This window comes from Variovorax raffinosi (assembly GCF_051216615.1).
Lineage (GTDB): Bacteria > Pseudomonadota > Gammaproteobacteria > Burkholderiales > Burkholderiaceae_C > Variovorax.
Genome location: NZ_JBPJZR010000002.1, coordinates 1 through 17,710 on the forward strand (window position 1 = coordinate 1; position 17,710 = coordinate 17,710).

The 17,710-nt window shown below is 66.7% G+C and carries 15 protein-coding genes; 2 read left to right on the forward strand and 13 right to left on the reverse strand.

Going from position 1 to position 17,710, the window contains the following annotated elements; all coding sequences use genetic code 11:
• Positions 1-148: 148 nt before the first annotated feature.
• Both pgi and tal read right to left on the reverse strand, forming a co-directional pair.
• Positions 149-1,702 (reverse strand): glucose-6-phosphate isomerase, encoded by a 1,554-nt coding sequence (gene pgi, locus ACSFB7_RS06110; RefSeq protein WP_435468103.1) that lies wholly within the window; start codon positions 1,700-1,702, stop codon positions 149-151.
• A gap of 5 nt (positions 1,703-1,707) precedes the next feature.
• Positions 1,708-2,664, reverse strand: coding sequence for a transaldolase (gene tal, locus ACSFB7_RS06115; RefSeq protein ID WP_435468105.1), 957 nt, complete (start codon positions 2,662-2,664; stop codon positions 1,708-1,710).
• A 234-nt stretch (positions 2,665-2,898) separates the two neighbouring features.
• Here tal and ACSFB7_RS06120 point away from each other — a divergent pair, with 234 nt between their 5' ends.
• The gene (locus ACSFB7_RS06120) at positions 2,899-3,576 is read left to right on the forward strand and encodes a lipocalin family protein (protein ID WP_435468107.1); all 678 of its coding nucleotides are present in this window, start codon (positions 2,899-2,901) and stop codon (positions 3,574-3,576) included.
• On the opposite strand, the gene ACSFB7_RS06125 is transcribed toward ACSFB7_RS06120, so the two are convergent.
• The 4 genes from ACSFB7_RS06125 to ACSFB7_RS06140 are packed head-to-tail and all read right to left on the reverse strand — an operon-like array spanning position 3,522 to position 8,521.
• Positions 3,522-4,184 carry an HAD family hydrolase gene (locus tag ACSFB7_RS06125; protein WP_435468109.1) on the reverse strand — a complete coding sequence of 221 codons (663 nt, stop codon included), beginning with the start codon at positions 4,182-4,184 and terminating at the stop codon, positions 3,522-3,524. The two genes, ACSFB7_RS06120 and ACSFB7_RS06125, sit on opposite strands and share 55 nt — an antisense overlap.
• Positions 4,185-4,196: 12 nt before the next feature.
• Entirely contained in the window at positions 4,197-5,237 is a 1,041-nt protein-coding gene (locus ACSFB7_RS06130) for an ABC transporter ATP-binding protein (RefSeq protein ID WP_435468111.1), read from the reverse strand.
• Positions 5,234-7,507, reverse strand: a complete 2,274-nt coding sequence (locus tag ACSFB7_RS06135) for an ABC transporter permease (RefSeq protein WP_435468112.1) — start codon at positions 7,505-7,507, stop codon at positions 5,234-5,236. The genes ACSFB7_RS06130 and ACSFB7_RS06135 overlap by 4 nt, the downstream gene beginning before the upstream one ends.
• Positions 7,508-8,521, reverse strand: coding sequence for an ABC transporter substrate-binding protein (locus tag ACSFB7_RS06140; protein ID WP_435468114.1), 1,014 nt, complete (start codon positions 8,519-8,521; stop codon positions 7,508-7,510).
• A 142-nt stretch (positions 8,522-8,663) separates the two neighbouring features.
• Between ACSFB7_RS06140 and zwf the strand changes: the two genes are divergently transcribed.
• Positions 8,664-10,136, forward strand: coding sequence for a glucose-6-phosphate dehydrogenase (zwf, locus tag ACSFB7_RS06145; protein ID WP_435468116.1), 1,473 nt, complete (start codon positions 8,664-8,666; stop codon positions 10,134-10,136).
• A gap of 22 nt (positions 10,137-10,158) precedes the next feature.
• Here zwf and ygiD read toward each other — a convergent pair whose 3' ends face one another.
• The 7 genes from ygiD to ACSFB7_RS06180 all read right to left on the reverse strand — a co-directional run bounded on the left by ygiD (position 10,159) and on the right by ACSFB7_RS06180 (position 17,696).
• Positions 10,159-11,061, reverse strand: coding sequence for a 4,5-DOPA-extradiol-dioxygenase (gene ygiD / locus ACSFB7_RS06150; protein ID WP_435468118.1), 903 nt, complete (start codon positions 11,059-11,061; stop codon positions 10,159-10,161).
• Between the two features lie 81 nt (positions 11,062-11,142).
• The gene (gene mctP, locus ACSFB7_RS06155; protein WP_435468120.1) at positions 11,143-12,648 is read right to left on the reverse strand and encodes a monocarboxylate uptake permease MctP; all 1,506 of its coding nucleotides are present in this window, start codon (positions 12,646-12,648) and stop codon (positions 11,143-11,145) included.
• A complete protein-coding gene (locus tag ACSFB7_RS06160; protein ID WP_435468122.1) occupies positions 12,648-12,827 on the reverse strand; it encodes a DUF3311 domain-containing protein in 180 nt (59 codons plus the stop codon). Before ACSFB7_RS06160 ends, mctP begins: the two co-directional genes overlap by 1 nt.
• Positions 12,828-12,921: 94 nt before the next feature.
• Positions 12,922-13,953, reverse strand: a complete 1,032-nt coding sequence (locus ACSFB7_RS06165) for an ABC transporter ATP-binding protein (protein ID WP_435468124.1) — start codon at positions 13,951-13,953, stop codon at positions 12,922-12,924.
• On the reverse strand, positions 13,950-15,020 hold the full coding sequence (locus ACSFB7_RS06170; protein ID WP_435468126.1) for an ABC transporter ATP-binding protein: 1,071 nt from the start codon (positions 15,018-15,020) through the stop codon (positions 13,950-13,952). The genes ACSFB7_RS06165 and ACSFB7_RS06170 overlap by 4 nt, the downstream gene beginning before the upstream one ends.
• Positions 15,021-15,042: 22 nt before the next feature.
• Complete coding sequence (locus tag ACSFB7_RS06175; protein WP_435468127.1) at positions 15,043-15,954, reverse strand: ABC transporter permease; 912 nt, start codon at positions 15,952-15,954, stop codon at positions 15,043-15,045.
• A 161-nt stretch (positions 15,955-16,115) separates the two neighbouring features.
• Positions 16,116-17,696 (reverse strand): ABC transporter substrate-binding protein, encoded by a 1,581-nt coding sequence (locus tag ACSFB7_RS06180; protein ID WP_435468129.1) that lies wholly within the window; start codon positions 17,694-17,696, stop codon positions 16,116-16,118.
• Between the last annotated feature and the right edge of the window lie 14 nt (positions 17,697-17,710).

Sequence of the window (17,710 nt, forward strand, 5' to 3'; positions counted from 1 at the left end):
CTCTGAGCGCTCACGTCGATACGGGGCTCTTTTTCGCGAAATAAAGGAGGAGCGAAGCGGGGGACATTCGCGAAAAAGAGCACCGTGTCGGCGGGAGTGCCGCCCTGAACAGCAGCAACCGAACAGACACCGACAGGCGACAAGCCCCTCAGGAACTCAGCCGCTTCAACAAACCCGCCGTAGAGGCATCAAGCCCCGTGATGTCGCCGGAAGCCAGGCGCGGTTCGATATCGCGCGCCAACACCTTGCCCAGTTCCACACCCCATTGGTCGAAGCTGTTGATGCCCCACAGCGCGCCGCTGGTGAACACCCGGTGCTCGTACAGCGCCAGGAAGGCACCGAGCGTTTCAGGCGTGAGCTTCTCGAACACGAAGAAAGTGCTCGGCCGGTTGCCCGGAAAGTTCTTGTGGCCGCCCGCATCGAGCTTGCCCACCATCAACGCCTGTGCCTGCGCGAGCGCATTCGCCAACAGCTTGGGGTGATGGCCTTCGAGGTCGTGCGCCGCATCGCGCACCGCCACGAACTCAAGCGGAATCACGTCCGTGCCCTGATGCAGCATCTGGAAGTAGGCGTGCTGGCCGTTGGTGCCCGGCTCGCCCCAGAGCACCGGCGACGTGCCGAAGGCCACGGGCTTGCCACTGGCATCGACCTGCTTGCCGTTGCTTTCCATCTCCAACTGCTGCAGGTAAGCCGGCAGGCGCTTCAACGCGCTGTGATACGGCGCGATGCTGCGGCTGGTGAACTTGTGGAAGTTGCGATACCAGACGTCGAGCAGACCCAGGCGCACCGGCAGGTTCTGCGCCAGCGGTGCGGTGCGGAAGTGCTCGTCCATCGCATGCGCGCCCGCGAGCAGCCGGCGGAAACCATCCGCACCGATGGCCAGCGCAATCGGCAGGCCGATGGCCGACCACAGCGAATAACGACCACCCACCCAGTCCCAGAAACCGAAGGTGGTGTCGATGCCGAACTTGTTCGCGGCCTCTACGTTGGTGGTGAGCGCCGCGAAGTGGCCCGCGATGTCGGTGCCGCCCGACTGCTCGTACCAGCGCTTGGCCGAGAGCGCGTTGGTCATCGTCTCGGCGGTGGTGAAGGTCTTCGAGGCAATGAGGAAGAGCGTGTGTTCGGGTGCCAGCCCCTGAAGCACGCCGGACAGCTCGTGGCCGTCGACGTTCGAGACGAAATGAAAGCGCTTGCCCGGCGCCGCGAACTCGGCCAGCGCAAGCACCGCCATCTGCGGGCCGAGGTCGGAGCCGCCGATGCCGATGTTGACCACGTCGGTGATCGTGTGGTCGGCGCGCACCTTCTCGGCGTAGGCCAGCATGGCGTCGAGCGTGGTGTGCACTTCGCGCAGCTCGTTCACCGTCTTCGGACCGGTCGGCGCATTCGCCGGTGCGCGCAGCAGCGTGTGCAGCACGGCGCGGTCTTCGGTGTTGTTGATGTGCTCGCCCGCGAACATGGCGTCGCGGTGCGCTTCGAGGCCACATTCGCGCGCCAGCGTCAGCAGCAGCTCTTCGATGCGCGTGTCGATCAGGTTCTTCGACAGGTCGGCAAACACGTACGGCGCCTCCTGGCTGAAGCGGTCGTAGCGCCCTGCGTCGTCGACAAAGGCGTGGCGCACATCGAACTGGCGGCCCGCCGTCTCGAAGTAAGCCTGCAGTTGCGCCCAGGCCGGCGCACGGTCGCAGCGAAGGGTCATGGCCATGTTGTTTACTTGCCGCTTTCCAGCATGAGCTTTTCGAGCTTCACCGCGTCGGCCGCGAAGGCGCGGATGCCTTCGGCGAGCTTCTCGGTGGCCATCGCGTCTTCGTTAAGCGCGAAGCGGAAGCCGGCCTCGTCGTAGCTCACCTTCTTCGCGTCGCCGCTGGCGGCGGCCTTGGCATCGAGCGCGTGTTCGAGCGGCTCGTTGCTCGCGGCCAACTCGGCCAGCAGCTCGGGGCTGATGGTCAGCAGGTCGCAACCGGCCAGTGCCTGGATCTGCCCGACGTTGCGGAAGCTCGCGCCCATCACTTCGGTCTTGATGCCGTGCTGCTTGTAGTAGTTGAAGATTTCGCGCACCGACTTCACGCCGGGGTCATTGGCACCGGCGCTGGCGGCCTCGTCCCACTTGGCACCGGCCGACTTCTTGTACCAGTCGTAGATGCGGCCCACGAAGGGCGAGATCAGCTGCACGCCCGCATCGCCGCAGGCCACGGCCTGTGCGAACGAGAACAGCAGCGTGAGGTTGGTGCGGATGCCCTTTTGCTGCAGCGCGCGTGCAGCCTCGATGCCTTCCCAGGTGGAGGCGACCTTGATGAGCAGGCGCTTTTCGGTGTCGATGCCTTCGGCCTTGTAGAGCGCCACGATGCGCTCGCCGCGCGCCACGGTGGCGGCGGTGTCGAAGGACAGGCGGGCATCGACTTCGGTCGACACGCGGCCCGGAATGATCGAGAGGATTTCGGTGCCGAAGCGCACCAGCAGGCGGTCGATGACCTCGTCGAGCGGCTTGCCGGCATGCTTTTTCACGGTCTCGTCGAGCAGGGGCCGGTATTCGGGCTTCTGCACGGCCTTGAGGATCAGCGACGGATTGGTGGTCGCGTCTTGCGGCTTGGAAGCGCTGAGTTGCTTGAAGTCACCGGTGTCGGCAACCACGGTGGTCCACTGGCGGAGGGCATCGAGTTGGTTCATGAAATCATTATCCTGTGCGGGTTGTGACAAGTCCTGCACGCAGTTGCGCGTCGGCCGATGTTTTCATGCGCACCGTAGCACGGGTTTTCACGCGATGGCATCGGCCTGTTGCCCGTGTGGTTGTCCGGCCGCCCTGCCCTACACGGGCTGTGGTCCGCGGCTGACGGGGTTTGGCAAGAGGCGGGGGCACCCTGCACCTTAAGCCGAATGTTTGACCCCCTCAGGAGTGCACCCATGTCCCTTCGCCAACGCCCCGCAGCGCCCGCTGCAGCCGCCGTCAGGCCTTTCGACGACCGCCGCACCAGCGCCGCGATCGGTGCCATGTCCACCGCTTTCGTCGTGGGCGGCGTGGCCGCCTGGCTCGCACTGGGCGCGGCGCGCACCGCCCGCGCCCAGTTGGCCGGCCCGGCCGATGGCGCACCGCTGATGCGCGCGCCGCTGCAGGTGGTGGCGCCGGTCGATCTGCAGCGCTACGCGGGCATGTGGCATGAGCAGGCCCGCCTGCCGAACCGCTTCCAGAAACAATGCGCCGGCCCCGTGACGGCCGAGTACGCAACGCAGCCCGATGGCACGGTGCAGGTGCTCAACCGCTGCGTGCGGGCCGACGGCAATTTCGATGAAGCCATCGGCACCGCGCGCGTGGTGCCCGTGGCGGGCCAGCCCGGCGCGGGCCGCCTCGAAGTGCGCTTTGCGCCGTCCTGGCTCGGTTGGCTGCCGATGGTGTGGGGCGACTACTGGATCCTGAAGCTGGACCGCGAATACCAGGTGTCGCTGGTCGGCACGCCCGACCGCGAGTACCTGTGGGTGCTGTCGCGTGCGCCGCGCCTGGACGACGCGGTGCTGCAAGTCGAGCTGGATTACGCTCGCAGCCTGGGGTTCGACACCGACAAGGTGGTGCTGACCGGCAGGTAACGCTGCAGTTGCGACGCCAGCGTGGCCGGCGTGGTGCAGTGGATGGCCTGCCAGCCGAAGGCACGTGCCGCCTCGACGTTGGCGGCCGAATCGTCGATGAACACGGTCTGCGCCGGATCGAGCGCGTAGCGCATCGCCAGCACCTCGTAGATTTCACGATCCGGTTTGATGAACTTCACGTCGCCCGAGAACACGCCGCCGTCGAAGCGCCGCATGAACGCATGCCGGCGCTCGATGGCGCGGGCATAGGGCGAGGGCATGTTCGAGAGGTAGTACAGCCGCAGCGGCTGGCCGGCCTCGCGGTGGGCAATCAGCTCTTCGAGCATGGCCACCGTCACGTCGATGGGCTCCAGCCGCTCGCCCAGCGTGTCGAGCATCGCGTGCAGCGCCTCGGCCGGCAGCGCCAGCCGGGCCGACATGCGGGCGATGGAGTCACCCAGCGCGCGGGTGCCGCAATCGAAGCTGGTCCAGTCGTCGTGATGGAAAAGCGCACGTCCCAAGGCCGCGGCGGCGGCCTCGGTGGGCGCATGCGGGGAGAGATGGGCCTGTACCAGCCGTGTGGGCTCCCATGCGAACAGCACGGCGCCAAGATCGAAAACCACGTTCATGGCGCCATTGTTTCATGCGCCGGGCACCACGCTCACGCCATGGGCTCCGAGCGACAGCGTGGTCTGCGCGCCCGCGGCCAGCGGCTGCGACAGATCGGTCGACACCACGAAGACCGGCCCCAGCGTGGTGTCGAAGCCGTATTCGTAGAAGCTGCCGAGGTAGGCGGCCTTGCGCAAGGTGGCCGGCAAGCCCCCTGCGGTGCCGATCTGCCAGGCCTCGGGCCGCACCGCGACCTTCACCGATCCGGGCGCGACCGCATGGCGCGGCTGCAGGCGCAGCGGGCCCAGGGCCACGCTGCCGTCCGCTTCGGCGACGGCGGGGAACACCATGGCCTCACCCATGAAGCCGGCGACGAATTCGCTCTCGGGCCGGCCGTAGAGCTGCTCGGGCGTGCCGCGCTGGGCGATCACGCCGTGGTCCATCACGATGATCTGGTCGCTCACGGCGAGCGCTTCGCTCTGGTCGTGCGTGACATAGGCGACGGTGAGCTTCAGCCGCTGCTGCAGCGCGCGGATTTCCTCGCGCATCTCGCGCCGCAGGCGGGCGTCAAGGTTGGACAGCGGCTCGTCGAACAGCAGCACCGCCGGTTCGAGCACCAGCGCGCGCGCCAGGGCCACGCGCTGCTGCTGGCCGCCCGACAGCTCGCTGGGCAGGCGCTCGTCGAAGCCGACCAGGCCCACGCCCTTGAGCGCATCGCGCGCACGCGAGGTGGCCTCGTCCTTCTTCACGCCGCTCATGCGCAGGCCGTAGCCCACGTTCTCGATCACGTTCATGTGAGGGAACAGCGCGTAACTCTGGAACATCATGCTGACGTTGCGCTCGGCCGGCCCGAGCGTGGTGACGTCGCGACCGCCCATGAAAATCGAGCCCGAGGTCGGCGATTCGAGCCCCGCGATCATGCGCAGCGTGGTCGTCTTGCCACAGCCCGAAGGGCCGAGGATGGTGGTGAGCGTGCCCACGGGCACCTCGAAGCTGATGCCCTTGACGGCCATCGGCCCGTTCTTGTCGGTGCCGTAGCGCTTGGTGACGTTGCGGAATTCGATGCCGTTCATACAGAGAGGCTTTCCATTTTGTGATGCCCTTGATGGGTTGGCGTAGCACCACGCCGCCCCAGCTTGCGCTCCCCGACCACGAACTGCACCAGCGCGATCGCCAGCGACATCAGGATCATGAGCACCGTGCAGTACGCCAGCGCAATGCCGTAGTCGCCATTGCCGACGCGGCCGATGATGTACGTCGTGGCAAGCTCGTTCTCGGCGGTGACCAGGAAGATCACCGCGCTCACCGTCGTCATGGCGCGCACGAAGCTGTAGACCAGCGCGGCCACCAGCGCCGGCTTGAGCAGCGGCAGCACCACCTTGAAGAGCGTCTGCGAGGTCGAGGCGCGCAGCATCAGCGAGGCTTCGTCGAGCGAGCGATCGAGCTGCTTGAAGGCGGCAGTACCGGCCCGCACGCCCACCGGCAGGTTACGGAACATGAAGCACAGCACGATGATGAGCCCGGTGCCCGTCAACTCCAGCGGCGGCACGTTGAAGGCCAGGATGTAGCTCACGCCGAGCACCGTGCCCGGAATGGCGAAGGCCAGCAGCGCGCCGAACTCGAAGGCGCCCTGCCCCTTGAACTCGTTGCGCGCCAGCAGCCATGCGATCAACAAGCCCAGTGCCGCGGTGATCGGCGCCGAAATGCCCGCCAGCTTGAGCGTGGTGATCAGCGAGTTCCAGGCCGTGCCGGCCCACACCAGCCCGAACTGCCCCCACTCCAACGCGAACGCGCTCTTGAAGTGGTTCAGCGTGAAGGTGTAGTCGCGCCCCCAGGTCTGCACGAAGCCGCCCGCGAAGGCGAACAGGTAGACCACCACGGTGAACGCGATCCACGGCAGCGCGATGCAGTAGATGGTGCGGCGCACGCCGTCGGGCAGCGCCATCGCGATGCCGGCGTCGCCCTTGCCGCTGACGGTGGTGTAGTTCTGCTTGCCGAGCAGGCCGCGTTGCAGCGCGAACACGCCGAGCGCGAAGATCGTGAGCACCCAGGCCAGCGAAGCGGCACGGCCCTGGTCGTACTGCGCGCCGACGATGGCAAAGAAGATGTCGGTCGACAGCACCGAGAACTGGCCGCCCACCACCACCGGATTGCCGAAGTCGGCAATGCTCTCGATGAAGCCCACCAGGAAGGCGTTGGCCAGCCCCGGCTTGAGCAGCGGCAGCGTGATCGTGAAGAAGGTGCGACGCCGGTCGGCGCGCAGCATCTGCGCGGCTTCTTCCAGGCTGGGCGCGATGCCCTGCACCACGCCGCGCATGATCATGAAGGCGATGGGCGTGAAGGCGAACAGCTGCGCCACCAGCACGCCCGGCATGCCGTAGAACCAGCGCGTGGGCTCGATGCCGAACACGTTCTCCAGCACCTGGTTGACGATGCCGGCACGGCCGAACAGCAGGATCAGGCCCAGGCCCACCACAAAGGGCGGCGTGATGATCGGCAACAGCGCCAGCACCCGCAACGCGCCCTGCCCGCGCTTGCTGCCGCGCTCGGCCATCAGCGCCATCAGCGTGCCGAGGAAAGTGGTGCCGGCCGCCGTGAGCAGTGCCAGCACCAGCGTGTTCCAGGCCACGCCGCATCGCACGCCGCCCGACAGGCAACCCACGCCCCAGATGCGCTCGGTGAACACGCGCGCAACGAAGGCGCTGATCGACCATTGCCCGTCTTCATTGAAGAAGGCACCGGACAGCGCCTTGCTCACCGGATAGGCAATGAACAGTGCCATCAGCACGCCGCAGCCGACGACCGCGGCCGCCACGAACAGGTCGCCCTTGAACAGGCCGAGCCGCGCGATGCCGAAGGCCGCCAGCAGCACGAGCGCAGTGAGCGCCACGAAGCCACCCGCGCCAATGCCGAACTGGTTGATGGCCAGTTCGCCGAACTGCGTGTTGAGCGCCGCGAAGCTCCAGCCCTTCGCGCCGATGGTGAAGCCCGCGACCGCCAGGCCGATGGCGCCGATCGCACCGCCCGCCAGCAGCCAGCGCCCCTGCGCCCGGCCCGCCGGCAACCACGCGCCGACGGCGCACATCAGCAGGCCCGCAAGCCCGATGAGGAGCCAGGTGCGGCCCTGCGTGAGGGCTTGCATCAGGCCATTGGCGCCTTCGCCACTGCCGAAGACCTGCGGAACGGCTTCGTACCAGGTCGCGTCCTGGATCGCATACCAAGGCAGCAGCAGGTACGCCGCAACGCCCAGCGCGACCCACGCCCAGATCCAGCGCTGCGAGCGCCGGGCCGCGGCCAGGGACGCCGGATTGACGGGCGCCCCTTCGATGGAACGCGCTTCCACTTAACGCGGCAGCGAGTTGACGTCTTTTTCCCAGCGCGCGATCAGGCGGCGGCGCTCGGCGCTGGCACCGTACTTCGCGTAGTCGTAGTTGATGAACTTGATCTTCTTGAAGTCGGGAATGCGCGGGTCGAGCTTGGCGTTCACGTTGCTCGGCAACTGGAACTGCTTGTTGGCGGCGCCCAGTTCCTGCGCGGCCGGGGTCAGTGCCCATTCGTAGAACTTCTTGGCGGCGTCGAGGTTGCGCGCGCCCTTGATGATGCTCATGGAGCCGATCTCGGCGCCGGTGCCGTCGCTCGGCGTGATGGTCTCGACCGGGAAGCCCTGCATCTTCTCGCCCGGGCCGTCATGCACGAAGCTGATGGAGATGGCGGTTTCGCCGCGCGCCACCGCCTTGATCGGGCCAGTGCCCGAGCGGGTGTACTGGCCCACGTTCTTGTGCAGTGCCTTGAGGTAGTCGAAGGCCTTGTCCTCGCCCATCATCTGAACGAGCGTGGCGATCATCGTGTAGGCCGTGCCGCTCGATGCGGGGTTGGCCACCTGGATGTCGCCCTTGTATTCGGGCTTGAGCAGGTCGGCCCAGGTCTTGGGCACGGGCAGCTTCTTCTTGGCCAGCAGCTCGGGGTTGTAGCCGAAGCCCAGCGGGCCCGAGTAGATGCCGACCGTCTTGTAGCCCGACTGCTTGGCCTGCTGCTGCGCCCAGGGGTGCAGTTGCGACAGCGTGGGCGACTTGTATTCGAGCGTCAGGCCCTGTTCGGCCGCCTGCAGGTGCGGGTCGCCCGTGCCGCCGAACCAGACGTCGGTCTTGGGGTTGTCCTTCTCGGCGATGAGCTGGGCCAGCGCCTCGCCCGAGCCCTTGAGCGCCATGTTGATGCGCACGCCGGTCGTGCGGGCATACACGGTCGAGATCACGTTGCACCACTCGGCCTGCACCGAGCAGATCACGTTGACGGTCTGGGCCGATGCGGCGGCCGACAGGCCCAGCAGCGCGGCTGCGGTAAAAATCTTGCTCTTCATTGGGTATCTCCGCCTCAGCAATAAAAAAAGGCCTTGCGGCCACAGGCGAGCGTAGCTTTAGTACAGGTCCGCCGAATCGGTACAAGTACCATCGCGACTGGCACACTGCCTGCTCGGCACTCAGACAAAGGAAAGTCTTCTCATGAGCTTCGATCTCGTTCTGTTCGGCGGTACTGGCGATCTCGCGTGGCGCAAGCTCATGCCCGCGCTGTTCCAGGCATTCCGGCACGGCAGCCTCCCGCAAGACGGCCGCATCATCGGGGTGGCGCGGGACGATCACTCGGACGACCAGTACCGCGAACTCATCCAGTCGCGCTTCAGTGCGGTCGAAGGCGCCAAGCGGCCGTCGCCCGAGGAGTTCAAGAAGTTCGCGTCGATGCTGCATTACCTGCGCATGGACCTGTCCAAGCCCGACGACTACACGCGCCTGTCCGAGCTGCTCAAGCAGCGCGATGCCAAGACGGTCGTGATGTACGTGGCGACGGCGCCGGCGCTCTTCACCCAGGTGGTCGAGCAGATCGCCGCGGCCGGCCTGAACGGGCCGAGCACCCGCATCGTGCTGGAGAAGCCGCTGGGCCACGACCTGGCATCCAACCGCGCCATCAACGCGGCAGTGAGCAAGGTGCTCGAAGAAAAGCAGGTCTTTCGCATCGACCACTACCTGGGCAAGCCCTCGGTGCAGAACCTGTTTGCGATGCGCTTCGGCAATGCGCTGTTCGAGCCCATCTGGCGCCGCGAGCACATCGCCAACATCCAGATCACCATCGCGGAAGACCTGGGCGTGGAAAAGCGCGGCGCCTTCTACGACCAGACCGGCGCACTGCGCGACATGGTGCAGAACCACGCGCTGCAACTGCTGTGCGCCGTGGCCATGGAGCCGCCGATCAACGCGCATGCGGATGCGATACGCGATGAAAAGCTGAAGGTGCTGCGCGCGCTGAAGCCCTGGACGGCGGAGAGCCTGAGCCTGCACGCGGTGCGCGGCCAGTACACCGCCGGCACGGCCTACGGCGAGCGCGTGCCGGGCTATCGGGACGAGGCGGGCGTTCCGCCCGACAGCCGCACCGAGACCTTCGTGGCGCTGCGCACCGAGATCGCCAACTGGCGCTGGGCCGGCGTGCCCTTCTACATCCGCACCGGCAAGCGGCTGGCCTCGCGCGATGCGCGCATCGAGGTCAACTTCAGGCCGACGCCGCACGCGATCTACCGCGCGCCCGCCGGCAACGTGAACAAGCTGGTGATCAATCTGCAGCCCAAGGACGGCCTGGAGCTGCACATGCTCGCGCAGGCACAGGACAACCGCCAGCGCACCAACGGCAACCAGAGCGCGGCCGCGCAACTGGCGCCGGTGCAGCTCGACCTGGACTTCGACAAGCGCTTCGGCGCCGAACGCGTGGGCGCCTACGAGCGCCTGCTGCTGGACGTGATCGACGGCCGGCTCAACCTGTTCGTGCGCAGCGACGAGCAGGAAGAGGCATGGCGCTGGGTCGAGCCGCTGATCGACAGCTGGGAATCGGATGGCGGCCCGCGTCCCTATGCGGCTGGTACTTGGGGGCCGAGCGCATCGAGCGCGATGATCGCCCGCGACGGTTTCTCCTGGGGCGAAGAGCAGTAAGCCGCAGCGGCGTGCGCTTCATTCAGCCGAACTGGGTGCAGCGCATGCTGAGCGTGCCCGACTGAAATCCTTCGTAGACGGTTTTCGCGCGCTCGCTCGCCCCGGCAGCGCCGAGGGCATAGAGAAACGGGAAGTAGTGATCGGGCGTGGCCACCGCGGTGGACGCGCCTTCCAGCTTTTCATAGCCGATCAAGGCGCGGTCGTCACGGCCCGCCAGCGCGGCCTTCACCGCATCGTCGAAGGACTGCGCCCATGGGCGGCTGGCCTTCAACCCATCGACGGTGCCGCGATCCGTCGCCCGCAGGTTGTGCACCACGTTACCGCTGCCCATCACGAGCACGCCTTGGTCGCGCAACGCCGCCAGATCGCGGCCCACGGCGTAGTGGAAGGCTGCAGGCTTGTCGTAGTCGATGCTGAGCTGGAACACGGGAACATCGGCCTTCGGATAGAGGTGCTTGAGCACCGACCACGTGCCGTGGTCCAGGCCCCATTGGTCGGTGCCGATCACCGGCGACTGCTTGACCGTGCCGATGGTTTCGCGTGCGAGTGCGGGGTGGCCCGGAGCCGGGTACTCGACATCGAAGAGCGCCTGCGGGAAGCCGCCGAAATCGTGGATCGTCTTCGGCCGTTCCTGCACGCCGACGCCGGTGGCGCCCCGGCTCAGCCAGTGGGCCGACACGCTGAGGATGGCCGTCGGCCGGGGAAGCTCCTTTCCCCAGGCCGACAGGCGGCGCGTGAACGCGTTGTCGGTGATCGCATTCAAGGGCGTGCCGTGGCCGATGAAGACCACCGGCATGCGCCGCGAAGGCGCACCAGCCGCCTGCACGCTGCAGGCCAATGAGGCCAGCACGGCAGTCGCGCCAAGGGCGGTGCCCATCAGGAAGCCGCGGCGGCCCAGTTCGGAAGTTGCGAGAGTCGTCGTCATTGGCATGGCGGGACTCTGCAACAGTTTTGGACGCAAGGCGGTGCCTTTGCGCACACTTTCAATCGGCTGGGGCCGGCTTGCTCACTTCCTCGCGAGCACGGGCGCTTCGCGCAGCGGACTGCCCTTGACCACCAGTTGCACCACCACCGCCACGACGATGTTGAGCACCAGCGCCGTCAGCCCGGTGTAGAGCGTGTAGCTGCCATCGCCGATCACGAAGGTGTGGACCGGCTTGATGCCGTCCGAGAAGGCCAGCCAACTGCCGCCGACCAGCCCCACGGCCCATCCGGCAAGCAGCGCCGGTGCACGGAACCAGCCGAAGAACAGTCCGAACACCACCGAGGGGAAGGTCTGCAGGATCCACAGGCCGCCCAGCAACTGCAGGTCGAGCGCGAACTGCGTGGGCAGGAACAGGATGAACACCAGCGCCCCCAGCTTGACTACCAGCGACACGATCTTGGCGACCTTGGCCTCGCCCGCCGGCGTGACGTCGGGCTGCACATAGGCCTTCCAGAAATTGCGCGTGAACAGGTTGGCCGCGCCAATCGACATCACCGCCGCCGGCACCAGCGCGCCGATGGCGATGGCCGCGAACGCGAAGCCCGCGAACCACGACGGGAACAGCGCATTGAAGAGCGCCGGCACCACGTCGTTGTTGCTCTTCACCGTGAGATGGGCCGCATAGGCCATGTAGCCCAGCAGCGCGATCAGCCCCAGCAGCACCGTGTAGGCCGGCAGGAAGACGGCATTCTTTCGGATGGTGTTGGCGCTCTTGGCCGCGAAAATGCCGGTGAGCGTGTGCGGATACATGAAGGCCGCCAGCGCCGAGCCCAGCGCCAGGCTCGCATACGGCAGATACTGCGCCGGCTTGAGCGTGAGGCCGGTCGCCCCGCCCTTGGCCGCGAAGGCATCGCCGGCCGCCTGGAACACATGGCCGTAGCCGCCGAGCTTCATCGGCACCAGCACCACCGCCACCAGCACCACGATGTAGATCATCAGGTCCTTGACGAAGGCGATCAGCGCCGGCGCGCGCAGGCCGGCCGAGTAGGTGTAGAGCGCCAGGATCACGAAGGCCGCCGCCAGCGGCAGCTCGCCCGTCAGGCCCAGCGCCTTGATGACGACCTCCATGCCCACGAGTTGCAGCGCGATGTAGGGCATGGTCGCGACCACGCCGGTGACCGCAATGGCCAGCTCCAGCGCGCGCGAACCGTAGCGGCCGTAGACCACGTCGGCGGCCGTCACGTGCCCGGCGCGATGCGCCGCATGCCACAGCTTGGGCATGATGACGAAGACGATCGGGTACACGAGGATGGTGTACGGCAGCGCGAAGAAGCCGTAGGCGCCCACGGCGTAGACCAGCGCGGGCACGGCGATCACCGTGTAGGCGGTGTAGAAGTCGCCGCCCACCAGGAACCAGGTGATCCAGGTGCCGAAGTTGCGCCCGCCCAGGCCCCATTCGTCGAGATGGGCGCCCTTGCTCTTGGCGCCGCCGCTTTGCCAGCGCGAGGCCCAGAAGCCCATCACGGTGACCAGCACGAAGAAGAAGACGAAGACCGCCAGCGCGGTCCAGTTGATCTGGCCGGCCATCATTCGTCTCCCTCGTCATACTGGCTGCGGTAGACGATCCAGATCAGCAGGGCCGTGATCGGAACCCACAGCAGCTGATACCAGTAGAAGAAGGGAAATCCGAACAGTGCCGGCAACGGGCTGTTGTAGAACGGCAGCCACAACAACCCCACGAAGGGCAACAAGAGCAGGGCCCACATGTGCTGTTCTCCTTGGTGTGATTTTTACGAAAGCACCAAGGAGTTATAGACCTAAAGCCGAACACGCGGCGGCGACCCGGACAAAGGGGCCCCGCTAAATACGCCCCTCTTCGGCTGCATGGCAAGCGACCTGCACGCCCTTGATGCTCAGCAGCTTCGGCCGCTCCGAAGAGCAGCGCGCGTTGGCATGCGGGCAGCGCGGATGGAAGGCACAGCCTGTGGGCGGGTTCAGCGGATTCGGCACTTCGCCCTGCACCGGCGTGCGCTGGCGTCCCGTGTGCTTCATCTGCGGGATCGCGTCGAGCAGCATGCGGGTGTACGGGTGCTGCGGCTCGGCGAAGAGCTTGTGCTTGTCGGCCACTTCAACCAGCCGGCCCAGGTACATCACGCCGACCTGGTCTGCCACATGCCGCACCACCGCGAGGTTGTGCGAGATGAAGAGGTAGGTCAGGCCCTGCTCGCGCTGCAGATCCTTCATGATGTTGAGCACCTGCGCCTGCACGCTCACGTCGAGCGCGGAAGTGGGCTCGTCGCACACCAGGAACTCGGGTTGCGTGGCGAGCGCGCGCGCGATCGAGATGCGCTGGCGCTGGCCGCCCGAGAACTGGTGCGGGTACTTGCTCATGTCCAGCGGCGACAGGCCGACCGACTTGAGCAGCTCGCCCACGCGCTCGCGCAGCGCGGCCTTGTCGGTCAGGATGTCGTGCTCGCGCAGCGGCTCGCCGATGATGTCTTCCACGATCCAGCGCGGGTTCAGACTCGCATAGGGGTCCTGGAAGATCATCTGGATGCGGCGGCGCAGCTTGCGGCCTTCGGGGGTCTTGAACGCGGCGTGCGCGTCTTGCCCGTCGAACTGCAACCCGCCGCGCGTCGGCGCGTAGAGGCCGACCAGCAGGCGCGCCACGGTGCTCTTGCCGCAGCCCGATTCGCCCACCAGTGCCAGCGTCTTGCCGCGCTCGATGGAAAAGCTCACGCCGTCGACGGCATGCAGCAGCACGCGCGGCTTGCGCTCCAGCACGCGGTTGAGCCAGGGCGGCGAAACGTCGAAGGTACGGGCCAGGTCGTGGGCCACCACGAGCGGCTCGCCGGCGCCAACGTCCTTGCGGGGTTCGATCACGGCGCTCATCGCGTCACCTCAGCGAGCGGTTCGGCCGCTTCGGGCGTGGCGCGTTCACCGGCCACCAACGCATCGTGATGCCGGGCCGCCATTTCGGCCTGTCCCGCATGCGGATCGGCGGCATCGTGCAGCCAGCAGGCGGCGCGCGTGGCGCCGGCGTTCATCAGCTCGGGCCGCTCGGTCAGGCAGCGGGCAAAGGTGCGCGGGCAGCGCGGGTTGTAGGCACAGCCAGTCGGAATGGCGTTGAGCCGCGGCATGGCACCGTCGATCTGGTTGAGCCGCTCGCGGTCGCTCGTCATGTCGGGAATCGAGGCCATCAGGCCCGAGGTGTAGGGGTGCGCGGGCTGGTGGATCACTTCGTGCACCGGGCCGATCTCGGCGATCCGGCCGGCATACATCACGGCCACGCGGTCGCAGGTCTCGGCGATCACGCCCATGTCGTGCGTGATCAGCATCACCGCCGCGCCGCGCTCCTTGCAGATGCGCTTGAGCAGCTGAATGATCTGCGCCTGGATCGACACGTCGAGCGCGGTGGTCGGCTCGTCGGCCACGATCAGCTTGGGCTCGGCCGCAAGCGCCAGCGCGATCACCACGCGCTGCCGCATGCCGCCCGAGAACTGGTGCGGAAAGTGGTCGATGCGCTGGGCGGCGGCCGGAATGCCGGTGTCTTCCAGCAGGCCGATGGCGCGGCGGCGCGCTTCGGCCTCGCTCACTGGCAGGTGGGTGCGGATGGTCTCCATCAATTGCCGGCCCACGGTGTAGAGCGGGTTCAGCGAGGTCAGCGGATCTTGAAAGATCGCGCCGATCTTGCGGCCGCGAATCGGCCGCATCGCATCGAAGCCGAGGTTGTCGATGCGCTGGCCTTCGAGCAAAACCTGCCCGCCGGCCACGCGGCCCGGCGGTTCGAGCAGGCCGATGATGGCCGCACCGGTGAGCGATTTGCCCGCGCCCGATTCGCCCACCACGCCGAGGATTTCCCCGGGCGCGATGTCGAAGGAAATCTGGTCGATCGCGCGCAGCGTGCCGCGGCGATGGGGAAATTCGACGACGAGGTCTTTGACCTGGAGCAGCGTCATGGTGGCGTTCTCCTTCTTGTCTTCAGCGCAGGCGCGGGTTGAGTGCGTCGCGCAGCCAGTCGCCCAGCAGGTTCACGCTCAGGGCGATCAGCACCAGCATCAGGCCCGGAAACACCGTGATCCACCATTCGCCCGAGAACAGGTACTGGTTGCCGATGCTGATGAGCGTGCCCAGCGAGGGCGAGGTCGGCGGCACGCCGACACCGAGGAACGACAGCGTGGCCTCGGTGATGATCGCGGTCGCGACCTGGATCGTGGCCAGCACCATCACCGGCCCCATCACGTTGGGCAGCACGTGGCGCAGCATGATGCGCAGCGGCGCGACGCCGGTGACGCGCGCGGCCTGCACGTATTCCTTGTTGCGCTCCACCAGCGTGGAGCCGCGCACCGTGCGGGCGTACTGCACCCAGCCGGTCAGTGAAATGGAAATGATCAGCACGCCGAAGGCCAGTGACTCGTGCGCATTGGGAAAGAGCGCACGGCCGACGCCGGCAATGAGCAGCGCGACCAGAATGGGCGGGAACGACAGCATGACGTCGCACACGCGCATGAGGAAGGAATCGAGCCAGCCGCCGAGGAAGCCGGCCAGCAGGCCGAACACGACGCCGACGACGACCGACAGCACCACCGACACCAGGCCGACGATCAGCGAAATGCGTGCGCCATAAATGACGGCCGAGAGAATGTCCCGGCCCTGGTCATCGGTGCCGAGCAGGTACTTGGACGAGCCTTCGGCGCTCCATGCGGGCGGCAGGCGCGCGTCGCTCAACTCGAGCGTGGCAAGGTCGAAGGGGTTGTGCGGCGACACCCAGCCGGCGAACACCGAACAGAAGACGCACACCAGCGCGATGAGCGCGGCGGCCATCGCGACCGGCGAGGTGCGAAAGCTGTAGCCGACATCGCTGTCGAGCCAACGGGCAAGGGTTTTTTTCATCGCCGGGCCGCCCCAAGATGAAAAGCGGCCCCCTCGGGGGGCAGCGGACCTTGCGCAGCAAGGGGAGCGTGGGGGTTATTTTTCATCGTGAGGCAAAAAGGAATGGGCCCGCAAGAAGCGGGCCCATGGTCGGGCCGCTCAGGCGGCGGCCCACGGTCGACTTACTTGATGCTCATCCACTTGAAGTACATGAAGTTGTCGGCCAGTTGCACCAGCTCGACCTTCTTGCTCACGCCCCAGGCCAGCGACTGCTGATGCAGCGGCAGGTGGCCGATGTCGTCGGCGTGCATCTTGAAGGCTTCCTTGATCATCTCGTTGCGCTTGCCCTTGTCGGACTCGGACTGGATCTTCTTGGTCAGCTCGTCGAGCTTGGGATTGCAGTACGCACCCAGGTTGAACTGGCCGGTGCCCTTGTCGTCGGGGCAGGAGGTCAGCGAGCTCAGCGCGTTGTGCGAGTCATACGTGGTCGGGGTCCAGCCCAGCATGTAGAAGCTGGTATCGCGTCGCAGCACCTTCGGGAAGTAGGTGCCCTTGGTCTCGGCCACGAGGTTGATCTTCACGCCGATCTTCGCGAGGTTGGACGCGACGCTCTGGCAGATCTGGCCGTCGTTGACGTAGCGGTCGTTCGGGCAGTTCAGCGACACCTCGAAGCCGTTCGGGTAGCCGGCTTCGGTCAGCAGCTTCTTGGCGGCTTCGACGTCATAGGGCAGGCGCTTGTCCTGCTCGGCGGTCCAGCCGTTGATGCCGGGGCCGACCAGCAGGCCGGTGGGACGCGAGGCGCCGCGCATCACGGTCTTCTGGATGCCGACGATGTCGATGGCCTGGTAGAAGGCCTGGCGAACGCGCTTGTCCTTGAACGGGTTCTTGCCCTTGATGTTCGAGTACTGCAGCTCGTCGCGCTTCTGGTCCATGCCCAGGAAGATGGTGCGCATCTCGGGGCCGGTGATGACGCGGGCGTTGGGCGCGGCGTTGATGCGGGCGATGTCCTGCACGGGCACCGGCTCCATCACGTCGACTTCGCCGGAGACCAGCGCGGCCACGCGGGTGGCGGGGTTGGCGATGGGCGTGAAGATGATCTCTTGCGCGTTGCCGTCGATCTTGCCCCAGTAGGTGCCGTTGCGCGTGAACACGGTTCGCACGTTGGGCTGGCGCTCGCGCACGCGGAACGGGCCGGTGCCGTTGGCCTTGAAGGAGGCGGTGTTCTCGATGCCCTTGCGTCGGTCGACGGGCTTGGTGGCTTGGTTTTCCTCGCACCACTTCTTGCTCATGATCATCGTCAGCGAGATCACGTCCGGCAGGATGGGGAACGGGCCGTTGGTCTCGATCTCGACGGCGAGGTCGCCGACCTTGCGCACGGCCTTGATGTCGCTGAGCGTGGCGCGCATGTCGGAGCCATCGCCCTGGGCGCGCGCGAAGCTGAACACCACGTCGTCGGCGGTGAACGGCGTGCCGTCGTGGAAGGTCACGCCCTTGCGCAGCTCGAAGCGCCAGACGTTCGGCGAGGTCTGCTTCCAGCTGGTGGCGAGCAGCGGTGCAAGGCTCAGGTCCTTGTTGCGCCCCACGAGGGTTTCATAGACGTTGGCGGTGACGCTCAACTGCAGCGATTCGTTGAGCGAATGCGGGTCGAGCGACAGTGCGTCGCCCTGGTTCGCGATCCGGATGGTCTGCGCATTCGCGACCAGGCTGGCGGCGCTCAGCGCGCACAGGGCTGCGGCCGCGGCCACTTTCTTCTTGAAACTCATGGGAACACTCCTCG

Coding starts and splice junctions, on each gene's coding strand:
- pgi (WP_435468103.1), bottom strand. CDS start 1,702: ATGGCCATGACCCTTCGCTGCGACCGTGCGCCGGCCTGGGCGCAACTG.
- ACSFB7_RS06120 (WP_435468107.1), top strand. CDS start 2,899: ATGTCCCTTCGCCAACGCCCCGCAGCGCCCGCTGCAGCCGCCGTCAGG.
- tal (WP_435468105.1), bottom strand. CDS start 2,664: ATGAACCAACTCGATGCCCTCCGCCAGTGGACCACCGTGGTTGCCGAC.
- zwf (WP_435468116.1), top strand. CDS start 8,664: ATGAGCTTCGATCTCGTTCTGTTCGGCGGTACTGGCGATCTCGCGTGG.
- ACSFB7_RS06140 (WP_435468114.1), bottom strand. CDS start 8,521: ATGAAGAGCAAGATTTTTACCGCAGCCGCGCTGCTGGGCCTGTCGGCC.
- ACSFB7_RS06125 (WP_435468109.1), bottom strand. CDS start 4,184: ATGAACGTGGTTTTCGATCTTGGCGCCGTGCTGTTCGCATGGGAGCCC.
- ACSFB7_RS06130 (WP_435468111.1), bottom strand. CDS start 5,237: ATGAACGGCATCGAATTCCGCAACGTCACCAAGCGCTACGGCACCGAC.
- mctP (WP_435468120.1), bottom strand. CDS start 12,648: ATGGCCGGCCAGATCAACTGGACCGCGCTGGCGGTCTTCGTCTTCTTC.
- ACSFB7_RS06170 (WP_435468126.1), bottom strand. CDS start 15,020: ATGACGCTGCTCCAGGTCAAAGACCTCGTCGTCGAATTTCCCCATCGC.
- ygiD (WP_435468118.1), bottom strand. CDS start 11,061: ATGACGACGACTCTCGCAACTTCCGAACTGGGCCGCCGCGGCTTCCTG.
- ACSFB7_RS06175 (WP_435468127.1), bottom strand. CDS start 15,954: ATGAAAAAAACCCTTGCCCGTTGGCTCGACAGCGATGTCGGCTACAGC.
- ACSFB7_RS06160 (WP_435468122.1), bottom strand. CDS start 12,827: ATGTGGGCCCTGCTCTTGTTGCCCTTCGTGGGGTTGTTGTGGCTGCCG.
- ACSFB7_RS06180 (WP_435468129.1), bottom strand. CDS start 17,696: ATGAGTTTCAAGAAGAAAGTGGCCGCGGCCGCAGCCCTGTGCGCGCTG.
- ACSFB7_RS06165 (WP_435468124.1), bottom strand. CDS start 13,953: ATGAGCGCCGTGATCGAACCCCGCAAGGACGTTGGCGCCGGCGAGCCG.